Origin of the sequence: Curtobacterium sp. L6-1 (genome assembly GCF_018885305.1) — a bacterium.
Taxonomy (GTDB): domain Bacteria; phylum Actinomycetota; class Actinomycetes; order Actinomycetales; family Microbacteriaceae; genus Curtobacterium; species Curtobacterium aetherium.
In genome coordinates this window covers 1528063-1547384 of the sequence record NZ_CP076544.1, presented here as the reverse complement: position 1 = coordinate 1547384, position 19322 = coordinate 1528063, and the positions used below count along the sequence as shown (strand labels likewise).

The 19322-nt window shown below is 73.1% G+C and carries 19 protein-coding genes; 7 read left to right on the top strand and 12 right to left on the bottom strand.

Features of this window, described 5'->3' with window-relative positions; all coding sequences use genetic code 11:
- Positions 1 to 35 precede the first annotated feature (35 nt).
- Positions 36 to 419, bottom strand: coding sequence for a hypothetical protein (locus KM842_RS07105; protein WP_216261753.1), 384 nt, complete (start codon positions 417 to 419; stop codon positions 36 to 38).
- Between KM842_RS07105 and KM842_RS07100 the strand changes: the two genes are divergently transcribed.
- On the top strand, positions 418 to 870 hold the full coding sequence (locus KM842_RS07100; protein WP_216261752.1) for a DUF6264 family protein: 453 nt from the start codon (positions 418 to 420) through the stop codon (positions 868 to 870). The two genes, KM842_RS07105 and KM842_RS07100, sit on opposite strands and share 2 nt — an antisense overlap.
- Before the next feature lie 97 nt (positions 871 to 967).
- Entirely contained in the window at positions 968 to 1414 is a 447-nt protein-coding gene (locus tag KM842_RS07095; protein WP_216261751.1) for a hypothetical protein, read from the top strand.
- A gap of 29 nt (positions 1415 to 1443) precedes the next feature.
- On the opposite strand, the gene KM842_RS07090 is transcribed toward KM842_RS07095, so the two are convergent.
- Positions 1444 to 2064, bottom strand: coding sequence for a hypothetical protein (locus KM842_RS07090; RefSeq protein ID WP_216261750.1), 621 nt, complete (start codon positions 2062 to 2064; stop codon positions 1444 to 1446).
- A gap of 135 nt (positions 2065 to 2199) precedes the next feature.
- On the opposite strand from KM842_RS07090, the gene KM842_RS07085 reads away from it, so the two are divergent.
- On the top strand, positions 2200 to 3168 hold the full coding sequence (locus KM842_RS07085; protein ID WP_216261749.1) for an ADP-ribosylglycohydrolase family protein: 969 nt from the start codon (positions 2200 to 2202) through the stop codon (positions 3166 to 3168).
- Between the two features lie 32 nt (positions 3169 to 3200).
- Here the strand turns inward: KM842_RS07085 and KM842_RS07080 are convergent, their stop codons facing one another.
- Positions 3201 to 4658 (bottom strand): APC family permease, encoded by a 1458-nt coding sequence (locus tag KM842_RS07080; protein ID WP_216261748.1) that lies wholly within the window; start codon positions 4656 to 4658, stop codon positions 3201 to 3203.
- Between the two features lie 95 nt (positions 4659 to 4753).
- Here KM842_RS07080 and KM842_RS07075 point away from each other — a divergent pair, with 95 nt between their 5' ends.
- Entirely contained in the window at positions 4754 to 5185 is a 432-nt protein-coding gene (locus KM842_RS07075) for a DUF6892 domain-containing protein (RefSeq protein ID WP_216261747.1), read from the top strand.
- 119 nt (positions 5186 to 5304) lie between these two features.
- Here KM842_RS07075 and KM842_RS07070 read toward each other — a convergent pair whose 3' ends face one another.
- Genes KM842_RS07070 through KM842_RS07060 form a run of 3 tightly spaced genes read right to left on the bottom strand, consistent with a single transcriptional unit; the run spans position 5305 to position 8060 of the window.
- Positions 5305 to 6009: a uracil-DNA glycosylase gene (locus KM842_RS07070; protein ID WP_253206292.1), complete on the bottom strand. Its 705-nt coding sequence runs from the start codon at positions 6007 to 6009 to the stop codon at positions 5305 to 5307.
- Between the two features lie 8 nt (positions 6010 to 6017).
- A complete protein-coding gene (locus KM842_RS07065; protein ID WP_216261746.1) occupies positions 6018 to 7217 on the bottom strand; it encodes a glycosyltransferase in 1200 nt (399 codons plus the stop codon).
- A gap of 9 nt (positions 7218 to 7226) precedes the next feature.
- The gene (locus tag KM842_RS07060; protein WP_216261745.1) at positions 7227 to 8060 is read right to left on the bottom strand and encodes a DUF429 domain-containing protein; all 834 of its coding nucleotides are present in this window, start codon (positions 8058 to 8060) and stop codon (positions 7227 to 7229) included.
- Positions 8061 to 8251: 191 nt separating this feature from the next.
- Between KM842_RS07060 and ligD the strand changes: the two genes are divergently transcribed.
- Positions 8252 to 9271, top strand: coding sequence for a non-homologous end-joining DNA ligase (gene ligD / locus KM842_RS07055; RefSeq protein WP_216261744.1), 1020 nt, complete (start codon positions 8252 to 8254; stop codon positions 9269 to 9271).
- Between the two features lie 133 nt (positions 9272 to 9404).
- Here the strand turns inward: ligD and KM842_RS07050 are convergent, their stop codons facing one another.
- The 3 genes from KM842_RS07050 to KM842_RS07040 form a co-directional block, all read right to left on the bottom strand.
- Complete coding sequence (locus KM842_RS07050) at positions 9405 to 9554, bottom strand: hypothetical protein (RefSeq protein WP_216261743.1); 150 nt, start codon at positions 9552 to 9554, stop codon at positions 9405 to 9407.
- Entirely contained in the window at positions 9551 to 9712 is a 162-nt protein-coding gene (locus KM842_RS07045; protein ID WP_216261742.1) for a hypothetical protein, read from the bottom strand. Before KM842_RS07045 ends, KM842_RS07050 begins: the two co-directional genes overlap by 4 nt.
- A gap of 141 nt (positions 9713 to 9853) precedes the next feature.
- Positions 9854 to 10900: an ATP-dependent DNA ligase gene (locus KM842_RS07040; RefSeq protein ID WP_216261741.1), complete on the bottom strand. Its 1047-nt coding sequence runs from the start codon at positions 10898 to 10900 to the stop codon at positions 9854 to 9856.
- Positions 10901 to 10986: 86 nt separating this feature from the next.
- Here KM842_RS07040 and KM842_RS07035 point away from each other — a divergent pair, with 86 nt between their 5' ends.
- Positions 10987 to 12006, top strand: coding sequence for an MBL fold metallo-hydrolase (locus KM842_RS07035; RefSeq protein ID WP_216261740.1), 1020 nt, complete (start codon positions 10987 to 10989; stop codon positions 12004 to 12006).
- Positions 12007 to 12031: 25 nt separating this feature from the next.
- On the opposite strand, the gene KM842_RS07030 is transcribed toward KM842_RS07035, so the two are convergent.
- The 3 genes from KM842_RS07030 to KM842_RS07020 form a co-directional block, all read right to left on the bottom strand.
- Positions 12032 to 12676 carry an FMN-dependent NADH-azoreductase gene (locus KM842_RS07030; RefSeq protein WP_216261739.1) on the bottom strand — a complete coding sequence of 215 codons (645 nt, stop codon included), beginning with the start codon at positions 12674 to 12676 and terminating at the stop codon, positions 12032 to 12034.
- A gap of 123 nt (positions 12677 to 12799) precedes the next feature.
- Positions 12800 to 14521: a putative Ig domain-containing protein gene (locus KM842_RS07025; RefSeq protein ID WP_216261738.1), complete on the bottom strand. Its 1722-nt coding sequence runs from the start codon at positions 14519 to 14521 to the stop codon at positions 12800 to 12802.
- 177 nt (positions 14522 to 14698) lie between these two features.
- Positions 14699 to 15607 carry a LysR family transcriptional regulator gene (locus tag KM842_RS07020; protein ID WP_216261737.1) on the bottom strand — a complete coding sequence of 303 codons (909 nt, stop codon included), beginning with the start codon at positions 15605 to 15607 and terminating at the stop codon, positions 14699 to 14701.
- Positions 15608 to 15688: 81 nt separating this feature from the next.
- On the opposite strand from KM842_RS07020, the gene KM842_RS07015 reads away from it, so the two are divergent.
- Positions 15689 to 19189, top strand: coding sequence for a bifunctional proline dehydrogenase/L-glutamate gamma-semialdehyde dehydrogenase (locus KM842_RS07015; protein ID WP_216261736.1), 3501 nt, complete (start codon positions 15689 to 15691; stop codon positions 19187 to 19189).
- Positions 19190 to 19322: the final 133 nt, after the last annotated feature.

Below are 19322 nucleotides of genomic sequence, written 5' to 3'. Positions count from 1 at the left end.
TCCCGTCCGGACCCGTCCCGGCCGGGGCCCACGGATCAGCGTTCGGCGTACGGCCACCAGAACGGCGGCGGCAGCGCGCCGCCCGTCAGGATGACGAGCCCCTGGTAGGCGAGCATCCCGACGCCGAGCATGCCGAGTCCGGCGGCGAACCACGCCCACCGGCGTGCCGGCCGGCGGCGCCTGGCGATCCGGAACGTGCGCCACGCCGACAGGAGACCGAGCCCGCCGAACAGGAAGCCGATGGCGAGGTGGCGGCCGACGGCCTCGGCCGGCAGGATCAGCCCCTGCAGGAACGCGAACCCGCAGAGCAGCACGGCTGCGGTGGCGGGGGCAGCAGGGGGTTCGTGGTCACGCGCACGGGCCATGTCCCGACCGTAGCGGCAACCGGGCCCGCCGAGACGGGGCACGATGGTGTCCATGCGTTCCTCCTCCCGTGCCCGCCGCCGCGACGTCGTCGTCGACGCGTCGGACGGGTCGCCGGTGGCGACCCCGGCAGGGCACGGCCGGGAGGCCCGGGGTGGCCTGCACGGCGGCCGTCGCGTCGCCGACGTGGTCGCCACGATCGTCCTGCTGCTGGTCGGGGCGCTCGCCGCGACGACGGCGGGGTGGGGGATCGCACTGCTCGGCCTCGCCTTCCGCTCGTGCGGTGCGCCCGGCAACCGCTGCGACGAGGGACTGGGGAGCACGGTCGTGACGCTCGGGCCGGTCCTCGTGGCGGTCGTGTTCGTCGTCACGGTCGTCCTGTGCGTGCTCCGGTCGGTGCGTCGTCGGACGGCCTGGCCGGTGGCGCTGGTGGGCCTCGTGGTCCTGGTCGTGGTGTTCCTGGTGGCACGCCTGGTCGTCGGCGGGACCGTCACGATCGGGCTCTGAGCGGGCGTTCCTGCACAGGCGCCGGCGCGGACCGGCGTTGTCCACAGTCCGGTCGGTGGTCGTGCGACGGCTGGCCGGGCTCGGTGACGCTGGAGGCATGCCAGACACCGACGTGCTCGACCGACTCGAGCGAACCGCAGTCCGTACCGACGACGACGTGGTGGACCTCGTCGTCGCCCTGCTCGAAGCGCCCGTGCGCCGACAGTGCTGGGTGCTCTTCCTCAGCGAGCGGGGCGTCCCCGTGCACCTCGTCATGCCCGTCGCGGACCTGCCGTACGAGCCCGACGACCGGGTGTCCGACTTCGGGGCGCTCATCGAGGACGTCGTCGCCCAGGTCGGGGCCGCCGAGGTCGTGCTCGCGTGGGAGCGGCCCGGGGCGAGCGGGCTGTTCCCGGTGGACTGGGAGTGGGTCGACGCGATGGCGTGCACCCTCGACGAGCACGGCGTCCGGCTGCGGGCGCAGGTGATCGTGCACGAGGACGGGGCGTCGATGATCGAGCTCGACGACGACGGGCCGGCAGCGGGTGCGGTGGTCGCGGCGTGACGGCGTGCGCCGGGTCGTACCGGGGTGCGTCAGCCCTGCGGTGCCGTGTCCGGCACGGTCTGGCCGGTCAGGCCCTCGACGACCCGCTTCGCCGTCGGCCAGTACTTCGCGTAGTGGTCGGGGTCGGCGTTCACCTGCACCGCGTGTGCCATCTGGGTCGGCGTCATGCTCTTCCACCCGGGCACCTTGACGAGCTTGGCGTAGAACATCGACGCCGCTGTGTACGGGTCCATCCGCTGCTCGTACGTGCCCCACGCACCGTTGTCGCGCTGCTGGAACAACCCGCGGCTGTCCGGCCCGACGGCGTCCCCGTGGTCCAGGTTCACCAGGCCCGACTCACCGATCGCCGTCATGACACCGACTGCCTGCGTGTGCGGGCCGATGCCCAGGGCACGGGCGGCGCGGATGACCTCGGCGGCGTTCACGAGACGGTCCTGGCAGAAGCCGCCGACCGGGCCCGCCGGCACGACGACGCCCCCGACCGTCTTCGCCGAGGCGGCCGGGCAGGTCAGGGCCTTCGGCGTCGCCGAGGACGACACGATGCCGGTCAGCGAGTTCACCGCGACGACCACGAGCACGATCACGCCGATCACCGCGGCGACGACGCCCACGCCGAAGACGGACGCGACTGCGATGCCGGCACGGCGCATGGGGGGAGGTCCTCGGTCGGGAGCGGAACGGGGCAGGGGAGTGCCCACCTCCACGAGGCTAAGCGCTCCCGCTGGACACGGGGCGTACCGCCGTACCCCCGGTTCGCGGCACTACCGTGGAGCGCGGAGGGAACCATGGACACAGCGATGCAGGACCGGGCGCTCGGCGCCGTGCTGGCCGGAGCGTGCGGGGACGCACTCGGCGCTCCGTACGAGTTCGGACCGCCACTGGTTGCCGAGCAGCCGGTCGAGATGCGCGGCGGGGGACCGTTCGGCTGGGAGCCGGGCGAGTGGACCGACGACACGAGCATGGCGATCCCCGTCCTCGAAGCCGTCGCGAACGGCGCCCGGTGGAACGAGACCCGCACGCACGGCCGGCTGCTCGCGGCCTGGTCGGACTGGGCGCAGGACGCCCCCGACGTCGGCGCGCAGACCCGGGCCGTCCTCGGACGCCTGACGGCCAACACCGAGGACGCCGCCAGGGCCGCCGCCCTCGCCGTGCACGAGCAGCAGGGACGGTCGGCGGGCAACGGCTCGCTGATGCGGACGGCCCCGCTCGCACTCGGGTTCCTCGGCGACGGCGGGAAGCGACCGCTCGCCGTGGCAGCCCGACGGGTGAGCGACCTCACCCACCACGAGGACGACGCCGGTGACGCCTGCGTGCTCTGGACCGTCGCGATCCGGCACGCCGTGCGCCGCGGGAAGCTCGACGTCCGCCGTGGTGTGCCGCTGCTGCCGCGGGAGCGCCGCACCCTGTGGCTCGACCGGATCGCCGAGGCGGAGCACTCCGCGCCGGCCGACCACACCGAACGCAACGGCTGGGTCGTGGCCGCACTGCAGGCCGCGGTCTCGGCGATCAGCACCGGGGACGGGCTCGTCGACACCCTCGAGCGTGCGGTCCGCGGCGGCGGGGACACCGACACGGTCGCGGCCATCACCGGCGGGTTGGCCGGCGCGCTCGCCGGGGCGTCCGCGCTGCCGGAGCAGTGGACGGTCCTGGTGCACGGATGGCCGGGCAAGCGGCTGGACTGGCTGCGCTCCCTCGCCGTCCGGGCGGTCGACCGGACGCCCGGTCCGCTCGGGATGCCCGTCCGCCGGAGCTGACGGCCCCGACGGGCCGCCCCGGTGGTCGTTCGTCAGTCGTCTCGGTCCGACCGGGCGTCGCGCTGCACCGCGGTCGGCTCGGTGACGACCCCAGTGGGTGCCTTGTCGGCGACCTTCCTGCCGTGCGTGAACCACGTGACGGCCCACAGCACGACACCGAGCACGAGCAGCGCCCCGGCGATCTGGTACTGCTCGCCGGCCCGCCCGGACGAGAACGGCAGCACGAGCCAGAGGCACGCGACGACACCGATGAGCGGGATGACGATGCCCGCCCGGAAGTGCCGGTGTCCGACCTTGTCCCGTCGCAGCACGAGCACCGAGGTGTTCACGACGGCGAACACCGCGAGCAGCAGGAGCGAGGTCGTCCCGCCCAGGATCACCACGATCGGCGACTCCGGGTCGAGCGACACCCAGCCGATCAGGGCGAGGGAGATGAGCGTCGTGAAGACGATCGCGGTCGACGGGGTGCGGCGGGTGGGGGAGACACGGCCGAGGAAGCGGGGCAGGACACCCTGCTTGCTCATCCCGTAGAGCAGTCGCGACGCCATCATCATGTTGATGAGCGCGGTGTTGGCGACGGCGAACATCGAGATGAACGGCAGGACCGCGCCGATCGGGAAGTCCGGGGCCGCGGTCTGCACCACGGTGACGAGCGGGGTCTCGTTGCCGGCGAGCTGACCGATCGGCACGACGGCGACCGCACAGATCGACACCAGCACGTAGATGACGGCGGTGATCCCGAGGCCGGTGAGCATGACGCGGGGGAAGATCCGCGACGGGTCTTTCGTCTCCTCGGCCATGTTCACCGAGTCCTCGAACCCGACCATGGCGAAGAACGCCAGCGAGGTCGCCGTCGAGATGCTGAGGAGCAGGCTCTTGTCCTCCGGGGTCTCGAACATCACCACGCGCGAGAAGTCCGCGTTGCCGCCGGCGATGGCGGTGAAACCGACCAGGATCACGAGCACCAGGCCCGACAGCTCGACGAGGGTGAGCACCACGTTGGTCTTCACGCTCTCGCTGACGCCACGGAAGTTGACCGCCATGACGGCGAGCATGAAGCCCATCGCGATGAGCATCACGACGGTGTTGGGCAGCTCGAGCCCGAACCCGACGCCGAGGTTGGCGGCGAACGCCCGGGACGCCGTCGACGCCGACGTGATCCCCGAGCACATCACGATGAAGGTGACGATGAACGTGACGAAGTGGACCCCGAACGCCTTGTGCACGTAGAGCGCCGCCCCGGCGGTCTGCGGGTACTTCGTCACGAGTTCGAGGTACGAGAACGCCGTCAGGAGCGCCACCGAGAAGGCGATGAGGAACGGCAGCCACGCGGCACCGCCGACCTCGGCGGCCACCTGCCCGGTCAGGGCGTAGACACCGGTCCCGAGGATGTCGCCGACGATGAACAGCAGCAGGAGTTTCGGACCGAGGACACGGCGGAGCTCGGTCTGCTGCCCCGGTTCGTGGTCGGTCTTCGTCGTGGTTGCCATGCCCCACCCTCTTCCCGCCGAGCGCTTCCTGTCCAGTCCCACAGGGAAATCCGCCCACGCGGGCACGTCGGGCAGCCGCTCGGTACGCTCCCTGCATGGACGAGGCGTCGACGACCACCGAGGAACCGATCGAGTTCGCGGACTTCAACGCGAAGCTGCTCGTGCTCGACACGCTCTGCTACGACCTGGACGTGCTGGAGCCCTACGACGCCGATGACGACGAGGACGAGGTCGTCGCGGACGAGGACGTCGAGGGACAGGACGACCGGGCGCGGGAGTACTACGACGAGCTCGACCTGCTGCCGTCGCACCTCGACCTCGTGACCGAGCTCACGGTCGACTCCGACCTCGAGATCCTGCAGGACCTGCACCCCGGCTGGGACGGCTCCGACGACCGCTACGACCCGCAGAACTGGGACGACGTCGTGGACCTGCCGTCGCTCCGCATCGTCTACGCGGCCGCACCGCTGCCGGCGCACGTCTCCGAGGCGTTGACCGCGAAGGGCGTCGAGGTCCGCTCGGCCTAGAGCCGCACGGGCCCGAGCCGGGCGCCGCCAATCGCGGGACGCCGGTCGCGGGTCGCCGGTCGCGCATCGCGGGCCCCGCGGGATGTGCGGGCGCACCGGCCAGCTCGGCCTGCCCCCGGTCAGCCCAGGGCGGCGAGTTGCGCGGTGAACTGTGCCGCGCCTCCCTGGGCGGGGTGCCGCACGGCGATCGCGTCGATGCCGGCGGCGGCCAACGCTCCCTGCGCCTTCCGGCCCACCGCGACGAACCGCCGTGCGCCGACCGCGTCGGCCAGCGCGAGGGCGACGGGGGCGCCGGCGCGGACCTCGGCCGGACGTGGGGTCCGGTTCGTCAGCGGGTCCGGGGCGGCGAAGGGGTGGTGCGGGAACACCGCCCACAGCACGGGGAGTGGACCCTTCCACCCGCGCAGGGCAGCGTGCACGACGCGGGACGAGGCCTCCCACGGCGCGGTCGGGGCCTCGGGCACGGCGAACGGCAGGTCGGCGAACAGCCCGTCGGGGTCCTGCAGTTCGCGCATGCTGGTGAACGGGACGCCGGTGTTGCTCATGCCGCGCCAGCCGGGGGCCTCGGCAACGAGGATCGTGTCCGCCGCCGGGGCGAAGCGCTGCAGGTAGCGGTCCAGGTTCGTCCGCCGCAGCGCCCCGGCGGCGAGCTCACCGCGATCGGCCGCCCCGTCGCGCTCGGTCGCCCCGTCCCGCTCGGTCGGGCCGTCCCGCTCGGTCGGGCCGTCGCGCTCGGTCGGCGCGACGTCGTACAGCCGCTCAGCGTCCGCTGCTGCCGGGACCGCGTCGAGCGCCGCCCAGAACGCGGTCAGGTCGAGGGTCACGGTCGTCCTCAGCGCCCGAGGACCCGCAGGTACACGCGCTCGAGTCCGGCGGCCGAGCGCTCCCAGCTGAGCCGTTCCGCGTGCTCGCGCCCCGCCGAGGACAGCGCAGCCGCGTACGCGGGCTCGGTCAGGATGCGCTGGATCTCCGCCGCCCAGACGGCCGGGTCGCGGGACTCGAGCACCACCCCGGTCTCGCCGTCGACGACCGCTTCGCGCAGCCCTCCGGCGGCGGCGGCGACGACGGGCACCCCGGATGCGGAGCCCTCGAGCGCGACCAGGCCGTAGGTCTCGGAGTGCGACGGGACGAGCACCGCGGCCGCCCCGCGGAACAGGAAGGCCAGGTCGGCGCGGGACTGCGGGCCGATGAAGGTGACCCGGTCGGCGATGCCCAGCGACTCGGCGAGCCGACGCAGTTCGGCGAGGTGGTCGCCTGCCTCGCTCGAGGCGTCGCCGGCGATGACGAGGGTGGGGCGGGCCTCCTGGTCGATGCCCGCGAGCGCCTCGATCGCCAGGTCGAGGCCCTTGAGCGGCTGGACGCGTGCCGCCGCGACGACGTAGGGGGCGGCGGCCCGGCGTGCGCCGGCGCCGGCAGGACGGAAGACGGACCCGTCCACGCCGGGCAGCACGATCCAGAGTCGGGCCGGTTCGCCGCCGAGCCGGGTGCGGACGGTCTCGGCCTCGGCCTCGCTGACGACCACCACGGCGTCCGCCTGTCGGGCGAGGAGCTGCTCACCGGCCATGCGCCCTGCCGACTCGGGACGCTCGCCCTCGGACAGGGGCGTGGCGGCGTCGGCGGCGATCGAGTGGAACGACTGCACGAGCGGGATGCCGCGCTCGCGTGCGACGGGGAGGGCGGCGACGCCGGAGAACCAGTGGTGGGCGTGCAGGACGTCGAACGGCCCGAGCGCCGCGAGTCCGTGCTGGAACGGCTCGATGAAGGCGTCGTGTTCACCCTTCGGCACCGGTGCGGCCGGCCCGGCGGACAGGAACCGCAGGCAGACGCCGGGGACGAGCGCGACCGAGTCCGGCTGCGTCGGCGACGAGCGGCGCGTGATGATGTCCACCTGGTGCCCGCGGTCGGCGAGCGCTTCCGCCTGGTGCCGGACGACGACGTTCATGCCGCCGACCTCGCCGGAGCCCGGCTCGTCGCCGGGGGAGGTGTGCAGCGAGACCAGCCCGATGCGCAACGGTTCGGTCGTCGTGTCCACCGAGCCAGCCTACCGAGCCGGGCGTTGCGACGGCCTCGCGGGTGCGACGACGACCGGTCGGCGCCCGGCCGCGTCCGGCGCGTCGGACGGGAAGCCCGGGTCGCTCCCCAGCACCTGCACCCGTCCGTCGCCGTGCCGCTCCCAGAACGCAGCGGTCCAGGCGCACAGGACGCCGTCGAGCAGGTCCTCGCGGTGCTTGTGGGTCGGCCCGTGGAGCACCGACGGCGTCGCGAGCTCCCGGGTCGCTGGGTGGCCGTCGAGGCCGAGGGGCGGGTCGAGCGGCGTGGTGCGGATGCGCTGCACGAGGTCGTCGAAGGCCACGGCCCGCCGCTGTCGGGCCACCGCGGGCGGGACGCTCGTGTCGAGTCGCTTGTAGCGGGGACGTTCGTCGTCGTAGCCGAACTCCTCGACCCCGACGAGCGTCGTGTACGGGTAGCACTCGAAGACGGCCGGGCCGGTGCGGTCGCGCATGCTCGCGGTGTCGCTGACGTAGGTCACACCGAGTGCCGACAGCCGCCCGAGCAGCTGGGTGCCCGCGCTCGCTGCCGAGGCGGCGTTCGTCGGGTTCGCCGCCACCTTCCACCGGCCGTAGCGCTGGCCGACCTGCCGCTCGGCCTCGCGGATGCCCGTCGGGTTGGTGACGACGAGGGACGCGTCGACGGCGATGAGCGTGCGCGGACCGAGGTGCTCGGCGATCCACGTCGTGACGTCGTCGACCCCGCGGGCCCACCCGGCGTCGAGGACCCGTCCGTCGGTGTCGAGCGCGGCGAGCCCGGTCTCGTTCGGCGCGCGACGTTCGGTGCCGAGGCCCCACGCCAGGTCCACCCCGAGGTACGCGCTCATGCAGCCATGATGCCCGCGACGCAGCCGGCCCGGCGCCCCTGCACCGGGACCCGCACCCACGCTCTGCCCGCGCCCGCGCCCGCGCCCGCGCCCGCGCCCGCGCCTGCACCGACACCCGCCCCCGGGCCTGCACCCGCGCCCGGGTCTGCACCCGCACCCGCTCCGGTCCGGCGGGGAGTAGGTTCCGGCGCATGGCGACTCCGGCGACGACGCTCACCGTGCCCGGCCCCGACGGCGACCGGGAGGTACGGATCTCCAGCCCGTCCCGCGTGCTCTGGCCGGACCTCGGGATCACCAAGCTCGACCTGGCGCAGTACCTGGTCGACGTGGGGGAGCCCTTCGTCCGGGCGAACGGGGACCGGCCGATCTCGTTGCAGCGGTTCCCCGACGGTGTCGACGGCGAGCAGTTCTTCTCGAAGAACCCGCCGAAGGGCGCGCCCGACTACGTCCGTGCCGTGACCGTCACGTACCCGAGCGCCCGGAGCCACCCCCAGCTCGTGGTCGACGAACCCGCTGTCGCCGTCTGGGCGGCGCAGATGAACACGGTCGTGTTCCACCCGTGGGCGTCCCGCGCCGGGGACAGCGACCACCCCGACCAGCTCCGCATCGACCTCGACCCGCAGCCCGGCACCGACTTCCACGACGCAGTCCCGGCCGCGCACGAACTCCGCGCGGTCCTGGCCGAGGTCGGCCTGGAGGCGTGGGTCAAGACGAGCGGCAACCGCGGCCTGCACGTGTTCGCCCCGATCGAGCCGGCCCACGAGTTCCTCGACGTGCGGCACGCGGTGATCGCGGCTGCGCGGGAGCTCGAGCGCCGGATTCCCGAGCAGGTCACGACCGCCTGGTGGAAGGAGGAGCGCGGGCAGCGCATCTTCGTCGACTTCAACCAGGCGAACCGGGACCGGACCATGGCCGGCGCCTACAGCCCGCGTGCCCTGCCGAACGCCGCCGTGTCCACGCCGCTGCGCTGGGAGGAGCTCGACGCCGCCGACCCGACGACGTTCACGATCCGCACGGTCCCGGAGCGACTGGCGACCGGGGGCGATCCGTGGGAGACCATGTCCACCGGACCGGGGAGCATCGACCCGTTGCTCGAGTGGTGGCGTCGCGACCTCGAGCAGGGACTGGGCGAGCTGCCGTTCCCGCCGGACTTCCCGAAGATGCCGGGGGAACCCCCGCGCGTGCAGCCCTCCCGCGCGAAGAAGCGCTGATCCGGTCGGCCACCGCTGACCCGCTCGACCACCCCTGACCCGGTCGTCCAGCAGGAACGGCACCGGCGGCCGTGCGAGCACGACCGCCGGTGTGTCCGGGCGGATCGGAGTGCGATCGCCGCTGACGGGTGGCTCAGACGAGGGTGGAGGCGTCCTCGCGACGGAGGTCGTCGTCCTCAACGCGGGAGGTCTGCATCGGCAGCCCCACCGTCGCGGTGTGCAGGCGGGTCAGGCGCGACCAGGTGCCGCGGTTGCCCTGCGTGACGCCGTCGAGGACGATCATGCGCCCAGGCCGACCGTGACGAAGGCGAGCGCGGCGACGGTGACACCGGCGATGCCGCTGATGATCGCGCTGGTCTGCAGCGCACGCTGGTGGCGTGCTTCGCGGAGCTCGCTGAGGGGGCTGCGCTGCGCTCGGCGAACGAGGATGTCGTTGCTCATGTCCACTCCGATCCCTGGTCCCACGGCGATGGATCCGCCGTCGTCCTGACACCTCAGATGCTTCCACAAGATGGCTAGTTCGGCTAACTACTGATCGCCGATGAGCGCGTAGTGGACATCGCTCCCACCCGATCTGGGGCGTCAGGACAGGACGCTCTGCAGGTCGTACGCCGCGGGCACCTCGAGCTGGTCGAAGCCGCACGACCGGGCATCCCGATCGGTCCGCCAGCGGGCGAACTGCACCGTGTGCCGGAAGCGGTCGCCCTCCATCTGGTCGTACCGCACCTCGAGCACCCGCTCCGGCGCGAGCCGGACGAACGACGTGTCGCGACCGGACGAGAACCGCGACCGTTCCCCGTCACCGGTGACGGGCCTCCCGTCCGCATCGCGTTCGACCAACGGCTCGAGCTCGTCCACCAGCTCCCGACGGCGCTTGTCGGTGAAGGCGCTGACGCCGCCGACCATCCGCAGTTCGCCGCTGTCGTCGTAGAGCCCGAGCAGCAGGGACCCGACGCCCGTCCCGCTCTTGTGGACGCGGTACCCGACGGCGACGACGTCGGCCTCGCGGTGGTGCTTCACCTTGAGCATCGTCCGCTTGTTCGGCTCGTACGGCCGACGGCGCGGCTTCGCCACCACGCCGTCGAGTCCGGCTCCCTCGAACGTCGTCAGCCAGCGACGCGCGGTCTCGACGTCGAGCGTCGTCCGCGTGACGAACAGGGGAGCGGTGAGGCCGGAGCCCAGCTCCTCGAGCGCGGCCCGTCGGTCGTCGAACGGACGGCCGGTGAGGTCCTGGCCGTCGACGTGCAACAGGTCGAACGCCACGAACTGCGCGGGCGTCTCGGCCGACAGCTTCGCGATCCGTGAGGCGGCCGGGTGGATGCGCTGCGACAGCGCCTCCCAGTCGAGCCGCTCGTTCCCGGGGACGCCCGACCGGACGACGACCTCGCCGTCGAGGACGACCGGGTGCTCCCGCCCGCCGAACTGCGCCCGGAACGCCTCGACCAGTTCCGGGAAGTACCGGGTCAGCGGCTTCGACCCGCGGCTGCCGATCTCGACGTCGTCCCCGTCGATCGTCACGATGCCGCGGAAGCCGTCCCACTTCGGTTCGTACCGCAGTCCGCCGGCGACGCTGTCCGGATCGGGTACGGTCGCGACGGCCTTGGCCAGCATGGGCGCGATGGTCTCCATGCGGCCTGTCTACGCGCCGGTGACGGGGTCGGCCCGGAGGCGCGGCCACCGTCCGGCGCCCGGCCGCGGCTGGTTAGGGTGGTCGCGTGTCGATCCCGTCGCCCGTCAGCCACGTGCAGGCCGAGGCGCTCGCCGCCGGCGTGCTGCCACCCGTCGAGGAGGTGCGGCCCGGCATCTGGACCGTCGCCGTCCCGTTCCGGGGCGGTGTCCCGGACGCGACGCTCGCGTACGTCGTCGCGGGCAGTGGCGGAGCGCTCGCGGTCATCGACCCGGGGTGGGACGAGGACGGCTCGCTCGGTGCCCTGACCGCGGGCTTCCGCGTGATCGGTCGCCGGCTGGAGGACGTCACCCTCGTCGCGGTCACCCACCTGCACGCCGACCACCTCGGGGCCGCGGCGGAGCTCCGTCGTCGTTCCGGTGCCCCGGTCGCGATGCACGCGGCGGAGGTCCGTGCGCTCGACGACGAACGGGCGGACGCCGAGCAGAACGATCGCGACATCCGCACCTGGGGCATCCCGGCCGGGCTGCTCGACGGGGTGCTGGCCGCGTGGGGTAGCGGTCGGCGGATCGGCCTGGGTGCCGCGGAGCCGCCCTTCGCCGACCTGGTGCTCGAGGACGGCACGCTCCTGCCGATCCCGGGGTGCACGATCCGGACGCTGTGGACGCCCGGACACACCGCCGGGCACGTCTGCTTCGTGGACGAGCCCGACGGGTTGCTCTTCACCGGGGACCACGTGCTCCCGCGCATCAACTCGGGCGTCGGACTCGGAGGGCGGACGGCGACGAATCCGCTGCGGGACTCGCTCGGGTCGCTGGCGGCGCTCGACGCGTTCGCCGAGCTGGAGGTCTGCCCGGGCCACGAGTACCGCTTCCGCGACGTGGTGTCGCGGGCACGGGCCGTGACGGCCCACCGCGAGGAACGGACCCGGCACGTCGCCGCCGCCCTGAACGCCCTCGACCGACCGACGCTGTTCGAGGTCGCGTCCCGCGTGCCGTTCAGCGGCGGGATCGAGTCGATGACCGGGTACCTGCTCGCGAGTGCGCTCAGCCAGACCGCGCTGCACGCCGACCTGCTCGGCCGCGCCGGGGAGATCCGCCCGGCCTGAGCTCGTCGCCTGGTCGTGCTCGGTCTCAGCCGAGCGTGGCCGCCAGCCGCTCGACCGTGACCGTCGCATCGGCGAGCTCGGCGGCAGCACGGTCGGCCAGCGGTGCCAGGCCCGGCAGGCGGTCGGACAGTGTGGCGCTCACCACGACCGGGTGCACCTTCATGCCGAGCGCCGTCCCGAGGACGATGTCCAGCACCGGGGAGGCGTGGTCCCAGTGCTCCGTCGGCGTCCCCACGTCGTAGGTGCCGCCGCGACTGACCACGGTCACGACCGGGCGTCCGGCGAGGGGCTGCGGCGTTCCGTCGGGACCGGGGACCAGGACGCCCGGAACGTGCACGCGGTCGAGCCACGCCTTGAGGGTGGACGGCACCGTGTAGTTGTACAGCGGTGACCCGATCACGACGACGTCGGCGGCCAGGAGTTCGTCGATGACCTGCTGCCGCAACTGCTCGGCGGCGACGGCCACCGACTCGTCCGGTGTGCGGTCACCGGCGGCCCAGTGCAACGCGGAGGTCTCGAGGTGCGGCAGCGGGTCGACGTGGAGGTCGCGCCGGACGACCGTGTACTCGGGGCCGCGCGCCCGCCACGCGTCGGCGAAGGCACCGGTGAGCGCTCGGGAGCGGGAGTGGGAGAGGTCGGCGGAGGAGTCGATGTGCAGCAGGCTCGGCATGGGAGCAACGCTAGACGCGCGCGCCCCAGGCGGGCACGCGACGGCCGGACCTGTGGATGACGGAACGGCCCCGTCGACCTGTGGAGGAGTCGACGGGGCCGCGGGAGGCGCCTCCCGTCCGGGTCAGCGCTGGGCGCGCCGACGGACGATGCGCAGACCCACCAGGGCCGCGCCGGCGGCGAGCATCGCGAGCGCCCAGGGCAGGGCGTCCGTGCTGTCGGTGCCGGTGTAGGCGAGACGGCCGTGCGACGCGGTGCGGACCGGGACGGAGCCGATGGGCGCAGCGGCGGTCGGCGGGGTGACGACCGGGGGGACCGAGGCCGGGGGCGTCACGACCGGGGCCGTGGCGGTCGGGACGACCTCGACCGGGAAGGACGTCGAGAGCACGTCCGAGGCCACCGTCAGGGTGTGCGTCGACGCGTGCGGGAACGTCACGTCCACGGCGTTGTAGCCCCAGAGCTCGTTGTCGACCTCGATGATGTCCGAGGTGACGTCCGAGGTCACCGAGATCGGGGTGGGCTCCCCGGCGTCGTCGGTGACGAGGTTGCCGAACCGGTCGACGACCCCGCCGTTCACGAAGAGGGTGCCACCCTGGTCGACGGTCGGCTTGCCGCCGGGGATGGACTCGGGCTCGACGTCGCTGCCCTCGGGGCCGGTGGTCCAGTGGAGGTCGACGGTGGTGATGTCGCCCTGTTCGTCGATGATCCAGGTGCGGACGGTGCCGTCGTCGGTCGTCTCTTCCGAGGACTCGTCGGCCACGAAGCCGAAGCTCACGCCGCTGAAGAGGTCCTCGTAGTCCGCGCGGTCCGCCGCGACGACCTGGACGCCCGCCGCCGCGCCGGCGTCGACCGTCAGCTCGACGTACTCCGTGACGGACTCGGTGCCGCTCGTCGCCGTCACGGCGAAGTCGTAGGAAGATGCCCACTCGGTCGTGCCGGACAGCACCCCGGTCGCGGCGTCGAACTCGATGCCCTCGGGGAGCTGACCCTCGGGGGTGTTTTCGGGGTGGTCCGGGTCCGCTTCCTCGCCGTCGTAGTACCAGGACAGTGCGAGCGTCGGCGCGGGGAAGCCCTGGGCACGGAAGGTGTACGAGAACGCCTCGCCCGCGGTCGCCTCGAGGGGCAGGCTGTCCTCGTCGGCGGCGGTGCCGCCCTCGACGGGCTTGCCGTCCGCGTCGACGAACACGGGGGTCTGCGTGACGTCCGCGGTCGTCGCGGTCGCCTCCTCGTCGGTGTGCCCGGCAGCGGTGTTGCGCACGGTCACCGTCACGACCCCGCCGGCGTCGTCGGCGTCGACGTCGTAAGTCGAGCCCTGGTCGCCGGTGCCGACGCCGTCGACGGACCACTCGTAGGACAGCGCTGCCGGAGCGGTGAAGCCCTTGGGGTTCGCCCGGAGGGTCTCGCCGACCTTTGCCTTCCCGCTGATCCTGACCGTCGCGGTCGCGGCGGCGGTCGGTGCCGCCTCGGCGGACGGCGCGGCTGCCGGCGTGCTCGCTGCGGGAGCGGACGGGGCAGTCGTGGCCGGGCTGGTCGGCGTCGCCGTGACCGGGGCCGTCGGTGCGGCGCCGGTCCCGGCGCCACCGCCGGTCGTGCTGTCCGGGGCCGTCGGTGCCGCTGCGTCACCGGACGGGAGGCTCGGCTCGGCCGGCGTCGTCGGCGCGGCTGCCGGCGTGGTCGCCTCGGCACCCGGGACCGCGGCTGCGACGGCCGTCGAGCCTGCGGTCGGCAGCTCGGCGGCGGAGGCCGTGGTCGCGGTCATGACGCCGAGGCCGGTCGTCAGGCCGATGAGAGCGGTGGCGGTGCCGACGGCGCAGGCGCGTCGGACGAAGGAGGTGCTGCGGTGCACGGGTCTTCCCCCAGTTCGAGTCCGGTCGGGTGCCGGAACACAAGAGTTGGCCGAAAGTCCTCGGGTGATCGGAGCGTATTGGGCGGAAGAGGTGTAAACGTGCGCGCAACGGCTGGAGTGCCCCGAGCTGGGGGTGGGAGGCGCGGGATCGTGCGGCTTCCCGCAACGGCGCCGTCGTCAGGCGGAGGCCGACGCTGCCCGCTCGAGCGCGGTGCGGACGGTCACGACGGCCGGCGAGTCGGAGCTCGCGGTCCGTTGCGCGGTGAAGATCGTGCGCCGTGGTGCGTCCGGGAGGTCGACCAACCGGCACGTGGTCTCGCGGCCCGTCCAGACGAGGTCGGGCATCAGGGCGACCGCGTTCCCCGACTCGATCAGGCGGATCTGCGACTGCAGGTCCGCCGTCTCGTAGCGGACGTCCGGCTCGAACCCGGCACGACGGCACACCTGCTCGGCGAAGTGCCGGGACGCCGTGCCCCGTGGCTCCATCACCCAGGGGAGGGCTGCGGCCTCGGCCAGGTCGGTGACGTGCACGAGGACGGTGTCCCACGGCGGGAGGGCGAGTCGGACGGCGTCCGTCGTCAGGTCGTGGCGCTCGAGTCCCGGGAACCGCGGGGCCGCGTGGGCGGGGTACTGCTCGGCGATCACCATGTCGAAGTCCCGCGCCCAGGTCTCGTGCAGCGCGGTCTCCGGTTCGCGCTGCACCATCTCCACGCGTACGTCGGGGTGCTCGATCGCCATCGTGCGGAGCGCCGTCGGCATGAGGGCCAGGGCGGCCGACTGGAACACCGCGACCCGCACCCGTCCCTGCACCGTGGTGAGCGTCGTCTCGAGCGCGGACTGCGCACGTTCGAGGGTGTCCAGGACCTCGCCCGCAGCGGCGACCAGGACGTCCGCCTGCGGGGTGAGCTGCAGGCGTCGACCGGCCTTCCGGAGCAGCGGGACGCCGGCCTCGCGCTCGAGGGCGGCGAGCTGCTGGGACACCGCCGATGGCGTGAAGTTGAGCGCTTCCGCCACCGCAGCGACCGTCCCGCGCACGGACAGTTCGCGCAGCAGGACGAGGCGCCGGACGTCGAGGGTGTTGGCCATGACGAAACGGTAGTGGAACTGAACAGTATCCGTCAGCAACGGTCGCTTTCGCTACCGCTTCCGTGGCTCCACACTGATCGCATGACCGACCTGCAGCCCCGCACCGACGCGGACGGCACCCCTGCGCCCGACGGCACGGCCACGAGCCCCGCCGCCCCCACCGCCGACGCCCTCGCAGACCAGAGCGTCGCGCTCGTCCGACAGTGGCTCGCCGAGGCCGAGACGTACCCGGTCGACGGGTCCGCGAAGCAGCTCGCCGGCGTCCTCGCCGACCCGAAGGGCCTGGCCTTCGCCGTCGGGTTCGTCGACGGCGTCGTCCGGCCCGAGGACCTCGGCGTCGCCGCCCGCAAGCTGCGCGCGATCGCACCCGACGCCCCCGGCTTCCTGCCGGCCGCGCTGCGTGGGCTGGTGCGCCTCGGTGGCGGGATGGCACCAGGCCTCCCGGGCGTCGTCGTCCCGATCGCCCGACGCGTGCTGCGGAACATGGTCGGGCACCTCATCGTCGACGCCACCGACGCGAAGCTCGGTCCGGCGATCGCGAAGATCAAGCAGGACGGCGTCCGGCTCAACGTGAACCTGCTCGGCGAAGCCGTGCTCGGGGAGCGCGAAGCCGCGCGCCGCCTCGCCGGGACGCACGCGCTGCTCAGCCGTGCGGACGTCGACTACGTGTCGATCAAGGTCTCGTCGACCGTGCACCCGCACTCGCCGTGGGCGTTCGACCACGCGGTCGACGACATCGTCGAGCAGCTCCGTCCGCTGTTCGAGCGAGCGGCAGCGTCGACGCCGAAGAAGTTCATCAACCTCGACATGGAGGAGTACAAGGACCTCGACCTGACGATCGCGGTCTTCACGAAGCTCCTCGACGAGCCGCAGTTCACCGACCTCGAAGCGGGGATCGTCCTGCAGGCGTACCTGCCGGACGCGCTCGCCGCCATGGAGCACCTGCAGGAGTGGTCCGCCGCTCGTCGTGCCCGCGGGGGCGCCGACATCAAGGTCCGCCTGGTCAAGGGCGCGAACCTGCCGATGGAGCAGGTCGAGGCCTCCGTGCACGGGTGGCCGCTCGCGACCTGGCACACCAAGCAGGACTCGGACACGAACTACAAGCGCGTGCTCGACTGGGCACTGACGCCCGAGCGCATCGCGAACGTCCGGGTCGGCGTCGCCGGGCACAACCTGTTCGACGTGGCGCACGCCTGGCTCCTCGCCGGGGAGCGCGGTGTCCGGGACGGCATCGAGTTCGAGATGCTCCTCGGCATGGCGCAGGGCCAGGCCGCCGCGGTGAAGAAGACCGTCGGCTCGCTGCTCCTGTACACGCCGGTCGTGCACCCGGGCGAGTTCGACGTCGCCATCGCCTACCTCATCCGTCGCCTCGAAGAAGGTGCGTCGCAGGACAACTTCATGTCCGCGGTGTTCTCCCTCGCCTCGTCGCCGACGCTCTTCGCCCGCGAGGAAGCCCGCTTCCGCGACTCCCTCGCCCCGCTCGCACTGCCCGGCGGACTGGACGCCCCGGCGTCCCACCGCATCGCCGACCGTTACGCCGCCGTCGAGCGCCCGGTGCCCGGCCACTTCGAGAACACCCCCGACAGCGACCCGTCCGTCGGCGCCGTCCGCGAGTGGGGTGCCGCCATCACCGAGCGGATCGCCACCTCGACGCTCGGCGTCTCCGCCGTCCAGCAGGCGCGCATCACCTCCGGCACGACCCTCGAGTCCGCCCTGCGGCGCGTCCGTGCCGCCGGCACGGCCTGGGGCTCCTGGTCGGGTGCAGCACGCGGTGCCGTCCTGCACGCCGTCGGCGATGCCCTCGAGGCGAACCGCGCCGCCCTCATCGAGGTCATGGCGTCGGAGACCGGCAAGACGATCGACCAGGCCGACCCCGAGGTGTCCGAGGCCATCGACTTCGCGCACTTCTACGCGGAACTGGCCGCGTCGCTCGACACGGTCGACGGTGCGTCGTTCACCCCGGCTGCGCTGACGCTCGTCACGCCGCCGTGGAACTTCCCCGTGGCGATCCCCGCCGGCTCGACCCTGGCCGCCCTCGCCGCCGGGTCCGCGGTCGTGCTGAAGCCCGCGCCGCCGGCCGCCCGCAGTGGTGCCGTCCTGGCGTCGGTCATCGAGACTGCCCTCGACGCGCACGGTGCGCCGGCGGACGTCATGGCGTTCCTCGACGTCGAGGAGTCCGAGCTCGGCAAGGACCTCATCGCGTCGCCGCTCGTCGACCGGGTGATCCTGACCGGCGCGTACGAGACGGCCGAGCTGTTCCGGTCCTTCCGGCCGGACCTGCCGCTGCTCGCCGAGACGTCCGGCAAGAACGCCGTCATCGTGACCCCGTCGGCGGACCTCGACCTCGCCGTGAAGGACGTCGTCGCCTCGGCCTTCGGCCACGCGGGGCAGAAGTGCTCGGCCGCGTCGCTCGTCGTCATGGTCGGCTCGGTCGCGAAGTCCAAGCGCTTCCGCAACCAGCTCCTCGACGCGGTGTCCTCGCTGACCGTCGGCTACCCGACCGACCCGACGACCCAGATGGGACCGATCATCGAACCGGCGTCGGGCAAGCTGCTCGACGGCCTGACGACGCTCGGTGCGGGGGAGTCCTGGGCGGTCGAGCCGAAGCGGCTCGACGAGACCGGGAAGCTCTGGAGCCCCGGTGTCCGGCAGGGCGTCCGGCGCGGCTCGGAGTACCACCGCACGGAGTACTTCGGCCCGATCCTCGGCGTGATGGTGGCGGAGACCCTCGACGAGGCGATCGACATCGTCAACGAGGTCGACTACGGCCTCACCTCCGGCCTGCACTCGCTCGACCCGGGTGAGATCGGGACGTGGCTCCGTCGCATCCAGGCGGGCAACCTCTACGTGAACCGCAGCATCACGGGCGCCATCGTCCGCCGCCAGCCGTTCGGCGGGTGGAAGAAGTCCGCAGTCGGCGCGGGCACCAAGGCCGGCGGCGTGAACTACCTGGTCGGCCTCGGCTCGTGGGAGCCCGCCGTCGCCCGCGCTGGCTCGACGCCGTCGTCGGACGTGTCGGCCTTCGTCCGGGCGACCGGTGTCGCGTCCGAGTCGGTCGACCGTGCGGTCGCGTCCGACGAGCTCGCGTGGACCACGGAGTTCGGGACCGCGGCCGATGTGTCCGCACTCTCCGCCGAGCGCAACGTCTTCCGCTACCTGCCGTTCCCTGGGGTGCAGGTCCGCTTGGCTGCCGAGGGCACGACCGAGGACCTCGTGCGGGTCGTCGCCGCGGCGCTCCGTGCAGGCACCTCCGTCCAGGTCTCCACGGCCGTCGCGCTCCCGGAAGCGGTGGCCACCGCGCTCCGAGGCCTCTCGCTCGTCGAGTCCGTGCGGCAGACCGAGTCGGACGAGACGTTCGCCGCCCGGATCGCTGCCGGCCCGTCCACGCGCGTCCGACTCATCGCCGGGGACGCTGCCGCGCTCGCAGTTGGGACGGACGGGCGGCCCGACGTCGCCGTGTACGCGGAGCCGGTGACCGAGGCCGGGCGCATCGAGATGCTGCCGTTCCTCCGGGAGCAGGCGGTGTCCATCACGGCGCACCGCTTCGGGACGCCGAACCACCTGTCGGACGCCCTCATCTGACGGCTGCTCGCCAGTACGACACCACCGGACGGACACGGCCCCGCGCTTCCACGCGGTGCCGTGTCCGTTCTGCGGCGTCGGGTGATGTCCGGCCAGCGGGTGGCCAGCTGGTGCGCTGAGCCCCCGCTGCGCT

What these genes read in the sequence shown, in the direction of transcription:
- KM842_RS07100 (WP_216261752.1), top strand. Translation starts at nt 418, where the DNA reads ATGCGTTCCTCCTCCCGTGCCCGCCGCCGCGACGTCGTCGTCGACGCG.
- KM842_RS07105 (WP_216261753.1), bottom strand. Translation starts at nt 419, where the DNA reads ATGGACACCATCGTGCCCCGTCTCGGCGGGCCCGGTTGCCGCTACGGT.
- KM842_RS07095 (WP_216261751.1), top strand. Translation starts at nt 968, where the DNA reads ATGCCAGACACCGACGTGCTCGACCGACTCGAGCGAACCGCAGTCCGT.
- KM842_RS07090 (WP_216261750.1), bottom strand. Translation starts at nt 2,064, where the DNA reads ATGCGCCGTGCCGGCATCGCAGTCGCGTCCGTCTTCGGCGTGGGCGTC.
- KM842_RS07085 (WP_216261749.1), top strand. Translation starts at nt 2,200, where the DNA reads ATGGACACAGCGATGCAGGACCGGGCGCTCGGCGCCGTGCTGGCCGGA.
- KM842_RS07080 (WP_216261748.1), bottom strand. Translation starts at nt 4,658, where the DNA reads ATGGCAACCACGACGAAGACCGACCACGAACCGGGGCAGCAGACCGAG.
- KM842_RS07075 (WP_216261747.1), top strand. Translation starts at nt 4,754, where the DNA reads ATGGACGAGGCGTCGACGACCACCGAGGAACCGATCGAGTTCGCGGAC.
- KM842_RS07060 (WP_216261745.1), bottom strand. Translation starts at nt 8,060, where the DNA reads ATGAGCGCGTACCTCGGGGTGGACCTGGCGTGGGGCCTCGGCACCGAA.
- ligD (WP_216261744.1), top strand. Translation starts at nt 8,252, where the DNA reads ATGGCGACTCCGGCGACGACGCTCACCGTGCCCGGCCCCGACGGCGAC.
- KM842_RS07050 (WP_216261743.1), bottom strand. Translation starts at nt 9,554, where the DNA reads ATGATCGTCCTCGACGGCGTCACGCAGGGCAACCGCGGCACCTGGTCG.
- KM842_RS07045 (WP_216261742.1), bottom strand. Translation starts at nt 9,712, where the DNA reads ATGAGCAACGACATCCTCGTTCGCCGAGCGCAGCGCAGCCCCCTCAGC.
- KM842_RS07040 (WP_216261741.1), bottom strand. Translation starts at nt 10,900, where the DNA reads ATGGAGACCATCGCGCCCATGCTGGCCAAGGCCGTCGCGACCGTACCC.
- KM842_RS07030 (WP_216261739.1), bottom strand. Translation starts at nt 12,676, where the DNA reads ATGCCGAGCCTGCTGCACATCGACTCCTCCGCCGACCTCTCCCACTCC.
- KM842_RS07020 (WP_216261737.1), bottom strand. Translation starts at nt 15,607, where the DNA reads ATGGCCAACACCCTCGACGTCCGGCGCCTCGTCCTGCTGCGCGAACTG.
- KM842_RS07015 (WP_216261736.1), top strand. Translation starts at nt 15,689, where the DNA reads ATGACCGACCTGCAGCCCCGCACCGACGCGGACGGCACCCCTGCGCCC.